Source organism: Gordonia malaquae NBRC 108250 (assembly GCF_000344135.1).
Lineage (GTDB): Bacteria > Actinomycetota > Actinomycetes > Mycobacteriales > Mycobacteriaceae > Gordonia > Gordonia malaquae.
The window spans coordinates 1-2,434 of sequence record NZ_BAOP01000075.1 but is presented as its reverse complement, the minus strand read 5'-3'; the positions used below and the strand labels follow the sequence as shown (position 1 = coordinate 2,434).

Below are 2,434 nucleotides of genomic sequence, written 5' to 3'. Positions count from 1 at the left end.
CGCCGCTTTCTCCGGAGTGGTCCTGGCGATGCTGTTGAACATTGTGGCAATGGTGGCGGTATCTGCCCCCATATCGGATACACCCCGAGCGTTATTGACGATATTTGTCTTGACGCCGCCGGGGTGAACGCACGTCACCGTGACCGGATGCCGACTGATCTTCATCTCTTGGCGAAGCGCTTCGGTGAAGCCACGCACACCGAACTTGGCGGCGTTGTAAGCACTTTGACTGGGAATACCGACCAGACCGAAGACGCTGGAGGTATTCACCAGATGACCATCACCGGAGGCGATCAGATAAGGCAGGAACGCCTTCGTCCCATTGACGACACCACCGAAGTTGATACCCATCAGCCAGTCAAAGTCCTCCCAAGACATGTCAACAACGTCGGCGCCGAGGGCGACGCCGGCGTTGTTGAACACCATGTTCACGCACCCGAAAGATGACTGGACGCTGTCGGCGTAATCCTGGAAGGCAGCACGATCTGCCACGTCCAACACGGCGGTCTCGACTTTCGCCCGATGCGCGGTACGGCACATAGCCGCCGTCTCCGCGAGATGCACCTCGTCGACGTCGGACAAGGAAAGGCTGGCCCCGCGTGCGGCAAGTTGAAGCGCAAGGGACCGGCCGATCCCTGAAGCGGCTCCCGTGACGACTGCGACCTGGTTCGCATAGTTATCTGTTGTCGAACTACTCACTGTTGAATACTCACTTCTCGATGACCTACGGCTGGGTTGTCAGGCGATCTCGTACTCGGCGGGCTCGAAGTCCTTCGTCGCTCGCCAGTACTGCCAGGTGAACCCGGGCCACACCGTACGGTTGACACCCTGCGAGTCCAGATACCAGCTCGTACACCCGCCGTTGGTCCATACCCCCTTGGCGAGCTTGTGCTGAATGTTCTTGTTGAAGTGTTCTTGAACCTCGGGCCGCACATCTACACGCTGCGCTCCGCGACTATCGACGGCGTCGATGGCCTTCATGATGTACTTGATCTGCTGCTCGATCATGAATACGACAGAGTTGTGTCCAAGACCTGTGTTGGGCCCGAGCAGGAAGAACAGGTTCGGGAAGCCCTCGGTGGTGATGCCGAGGTGGGTGTTGATGCCCGTCCGGTGCCAGTGCGACGGCAAGTCTTCGCCCCGGGCGCCCTTGAGCGCGAGTTGATCGAATCCGTCTGTGACATGGAACCCTGTGGCGTAAATGATCACATCTACAGGATGTGACACGCCGTCAGCGGTGACGATAGAATCCGCGGTCACCTTTTCAATCCGATCACTGATCACTGTCGTGTTGGGCGCGGCGAGTGCAGGGTAGTAGTCGTTCGATCCCAGGATGCGTTTGCATCCGATGCGGTAGGACGGCATCAGCTTTCTGCGTAGCTCAGGGTCGGCGATAGAACGCTCGATGTTCCATTTCGCCACTTTTTCGATTGGCCGCATAAGGTTGGAGTGGCCGTTGAGCCCGAAGGCCAGGCTCTCTGCGCCCCAGTAGACCGACCACCGAGCGAGGCGGCGTGTGATAGGGATCTTGCTGAGCACGGTCCGAAGTGCCGTCGGCACCGCGAAGTTCTTGCGTGGAAGTACCCAAGCCGGGGTTCGCTGGAAGACCGTGAGTGTGCCGGCCTCCTTCTGCACGAATGGCACGAACTGAATCGCGCTGGCACCGGTGCCAATGACGGCCACCCGCTTGCCCTGGAGATCCACCGTGTGGTCCCACTTTGCCGAATGGAATGCCTGGCCGGCGAACTCATCGATTCCGGGGATGTTCGGATAGTTCGGGATGTGCAGAGCGCCGACACCGGACACGACGTACTGCGCGATGTACTCCCGGCCCGACTCGGTACGCAGGTGCCACCGAGATTCGGACTCGCTCCAGTATCCGGAGACCAACTTCTGCCCAAAATGGATCTTCTGAGTGACACCACGCTTGTCGGAGATCTCTTTCAGGTACTGCTCGATTTCGGGCTGCGAAGACCACACCTTCGACCAACTACCGCGGCTCTCGAACGAGTAGGAGTACATCAGTGACGGCACGTCGCATGCGCATCCTGGATAGGTGTTGTCGCGCCAGGTTCCACCGACAGAGTCGGCCTTTTCCAGCACGATGAAATCGCTATACCCGCGCCGGCGGAGCTGCACGGCCATACCGAGGCCAGAGAATCCGCTGCCGATGATGAGTACCTTGGTAGTTATAGGCTCGGCTATTCCCGGGTCTGTCGCCGTGGCGGCGCGCGCCGCGCGCTTGGTGTTGGAGGACGGCATTGAGTGAAAATCTCCTGATCAAATACAGCAAACGGACCTGCACGCGCCGGGGACGCGTCGCAGGTGTGAGAATGTCATCCACCCGAGCCCGCGAACGGAGACATCCGAACGTGGGGTCGAGGGTTGGCGAGTGGCCGAGGGGGCCAGGCTGAGGGTGTTAGCGCAGATCGTC

2 protein-coding genes are annotated in these 2,434 nt (G+C 59.8%); both read right to left on the bottom strand.

What is annotated here, in order from left to right; translation table 11 throughout:
• Positions 1 to 699, bottom strand: a 699-nt coding sequence (locus tag GM1_RS21200) for an SDR family NAD(P)-dependent oxidoreductase (RefSeq protein ID WP_008382370.1), incomplete at its 3' end; no start/stop codon positions are given.
• Between the two features lie 39 nt (positions 700 to 738).
• Positions 739 to 2,262 carry a flavin-containing monooxygenase gene (locus GM1_RS21195; RefSeq protein WP_008382369.1) on the bottom strand — a complete coding sequence of 508 codons (1,524 nt, stop codon included), beginning with the start codon at positions 2,260 to 2,262 and terminating at the stop codon, positions 739 to 741.
• Positions 2,263 to 2,434 lie beyond the last annotated feature (172 nt).